Source organism: Legionella drancourtii LLAP12, from assembly GCF_000162755.2.
In the GTDB taxonomy this organism is placed as follows: Bacteria; Pseudomonadota; Gammaproteobacteria; order Legionellales; family Legionellaceae; genus Legionella; species Legionella drancourtii.
Genome location: NZ_JH413832.1, coordinates 123,049 through 126,505 on the forward strand (window position 1 = coordinate 123,049; position 3,457 = coordinate 126,505).

The following is a 3,457-nucleotide window of genomic DNA, read 5'->3' on the forward strand; positions in this document are numbered from 1 at the left end:
GGGGTCAATCATCCCTGCCTTTAGTGATAAAAGTGATGATGAGATGGAACGCATCTTGGGAGCTATTCCTGATACACTAAAGTGCCTTGATTTAAGTGGAATGAACTTTGATAAGAGAGGTGTTCACTCATTAATAAGAATTATTAACGCGATTCCCAAAGGGGTTAGCACGCTGAAGTTTGGTAATAATCATCTTGGCCTTATGAAAAAAGGGGATTTAAAACAATTTATCCGCGCAATCCCATCTCATATAACCTCTATTGATTTAAGTGATAATGATTTCGGTGAAATGAATACAACTGAATTAAAGAACGGCTTTGCTGCTGTTCCTGCTCATATTACCTCTATTTACTTAGGTAATAATAATTTTTATAAAAAGAGCAATAATGAATTGAATGGAATTCTAGAAATAATACCACTTAGTGTAAAAGACATTAACCTTAAAAAAAATAAATTGTTCAAAAAAACTGATAAAACGGATAAATTTTTCAGGATGTTGGAAACGAATGTTAAGGAGCCAGAACGATTTAATTGGGGAAAAAATGGTGAGTCTAATTTTGCTAGAGCCTTAGCTCCGCTGATCTCTTTATCTACCAAAGGCATGAAAAATACAAATCTTGAGCCCTTAGCTGCAGATAGCGTTACAACGATTTTGTCATTTCTTGCCCCATCCTCAGTTAAATCAGAGCGTATTAAGCAATTTATTACCGAAAAAGAGAAGAAAAATGAACTTAAATTATCAGAAGTAGAGGTAGAACCTAATCGTGTTTTAAGAAATATATTCAACTTCTTTAACAGTTTTGCTCCTACAAGGAACCATGTATCTAATGATGTTTTTGTTAACATTATGGCTTCTAAAAGATAATAGCTGGATTGAATCTAGTCCTATTTATTCTTGATGGGTGGCTATTGATATTTTTACTATCTTGGCCAAAATTTTTCGATTTTTTGTGCTTCAATGTTCACAACTAGTGCTTGTTTTTGCATTGAAGCCCCAACTCTTCTGATTAAAAATTGGATATCGTCGGCTTCACTTTGTTGTAGACCATGCTATTTTATGATAGTCATCCCATAAATAACAGCAAAAGAGCAAATTGATTTATATTTGATCTTTTGGTATAATTTTCAAAGATGTCTCTGTTGTAAGCCTGTTCATATGTTGTTAGATATTAATTTGTTATTAACTTCGTTGCGAGAAGATTTAGGTTACCTCTTACCAGAGGATAGTTGTCATGGATTTGCAATTAGATGGCTTGAAGCATGCTTGGTTGGTGAAGAAAATTTATTTGAAAACCGCATTAAAGAAATTCATTCCTATGGCGATTCATTAATTGCTCGAATTCAAGAAGCACAAGACAAAGAAGAAAATCAATTAACAGAAGAAGATAAAACGCTTCTGGATATTCAAGCTTTTTTTGATCACATGGAATTACAGCAATCCCCAAATAGCTATACCTCATTTTTTGGTAGGCCATTTTCCCAATCTGATATTGAATCCATTTCAGATATTGCGACTTCTGATGCAATGCGTTCCCGGGGGGGATTATGTAAAATATATTCCCATCCAGGGATGTACACAAAAGAAGAAGTCACGCAATATTTTGATAAACTCAGCGATGTATTGGACAATGCAACAAGTAACTCAGCAAATGAATGCTGGGGAATTCTTATCGGTGAATTTTATCATACCATTGCAGTAACCTATACCCCGGGAATTGGATGGCGGTTCATGGATAACGAACAATATCCTCCCTTAGTATTTAGTAAGGAGGAAACTCATTTACTTGCTAAAGAAATAGTTGAGGTTTTAACAGCTAAACCTTCAATTCCACATATTGGCTTTAATTGTTCTATTTTTACTGTTGCTGATAATGCGTTATTACCTGCAGTAACCACTGCTCTTAATCAATTTTCTGAAAAACTGGCATTAACCGAGGAGATGTTAACGCGAGAATCTGATGGATATGACTTGGCTTGTATTGCAACTCAAAATGAACATACTTGGATTCTAGCGGAATATCTTAAATATGGACTTAGGATAGACAACGATTATGGCAATTATCCATTAATTTATTTAGCTGTGCTGCATGGTGATTTAGAAATTATAGATTTTCTCTGTCATAATGGAGCTGAGATAAATGTGTTGAGTGCTAATTACACACCAATCTATCTAGCTGCAAAGAATGGTGATGTAGCATCTATATCCCTGCTGGCTAAGAACGGAGCTGATGTAAATAAAGGCGATTGTATTACCCTGGTTACGCCTGTTCATATTGCAGCTAAGAATGGACACGTCCCGGTGATCACTGCCTTTGCTAAACTTGGGGCAGATCTTAATTTAGGGGATGATAAGGGAGCTACACCACTTCATGCTGGAGCTGAAGAAAATTGCGTTGAGGCAATTGTTACCCTTATCGGGCTTAAGGTCGCGCCTAATATAGCTGATGATAACGGAGCTACCCCACTGCATATGGCTGCCAAACGAAATAGTGTCGAGGCTATTGCGGTGCTTATTAAGCTTGGCGCAAATCCTAATTTAAGAAACGATAAGGGAGCGACCCCGCTGCATATGGCGGCCAAACGAAATAATACGGAGGCTATTGAGGCACTTCTTAATCGTGAAGCAGATCCCACTTTAGTAGACGATAATGGAGCTACTCCTCTTCATATTGCCGTCCAAATGGATAATTCTGAGGCCATTGCTACGTTTGCCAAATTTGGAGCGGATTTGCATTGTCAGTTAGATAATGGAGTAACTCCTATTTTCCTAGCAGCTCAATATGGTTGTATTTCTGCATTCGAACAATTAATTATAGCAGGCGTTAATGTGCATTCGACCTGCGAAATAACAGTAGAAAATCTTCAGGAATTAGCCTGTCATTGCTCAGAGAAAATTGCTACAGTAGAATACGCAGAAAGAATAAGTAACAACATGAGTCAGTTCATAAAACAACATCATCATGCAGGTAAACAAACAATCAGCATTACCCCATATGATATGGCTTGTATCGTAGAAGAAAAAGATCTGCTTTGTTTGCTAGATAATAATCACCATAAAAGAAAGTTGGATAAGCTGGAGCTTGGTTTTTTCTCCTATAATGAGGTCAAAAAATCGAAAAGCACCCTCCAATCCACTAATTACATCAACATGATACCAAATCAACGCTAATTTGATCACTCTTAGCTTGTTATCCATCGTATTTAATGCAACGGATGCAGACTAAATGAGTTTTAAATGAAAATGTGATTGGTAAGCGAGCGTTTTGGTTTGAGATTTTATTTGATTGGAGGTATTTATAACTGTATGGAGTTACCCCTCTATTAGAGGTAAACTACTTGAGCTAATGATGCTGCATCCGTGCAGCGAAGTACAATTACTGTACTGATCCATTTCATGTTGACATCCTGTCAGACATATCCATGTCATCCTTACTTCGTGATTAAAGTATAGCTTATC

The 3,457-nt window shown here is 36.6% G+C and carries 1 protein-coding gene and 1 pseudogene; both read left to right on the forward strand.

All coding sequences use genetic code 11. From position 1 onward, the window contains the following. Positions 1-865: pseudogene (locus LDG_RS11915) on the forward strand (hypothetical protein); the annotation flags it as partial. A gap of 291 nt (positions 866-1,156) precedes the next feature. Beyond that, the gene (locus LDG_RS11920) at positions 1,157-3,169 is read left to right on the forward strand and encodes an ankyrin repeat domain-containing protein (protein WP_006871626.1); all 2,013 of its coding nucleotides are present in this window, start codon (positions 1,157-1,159) and stop codon (positions 3,167-3,169) included. Positions 3,170-3,457: the final 288 nt, after the last annotated feature.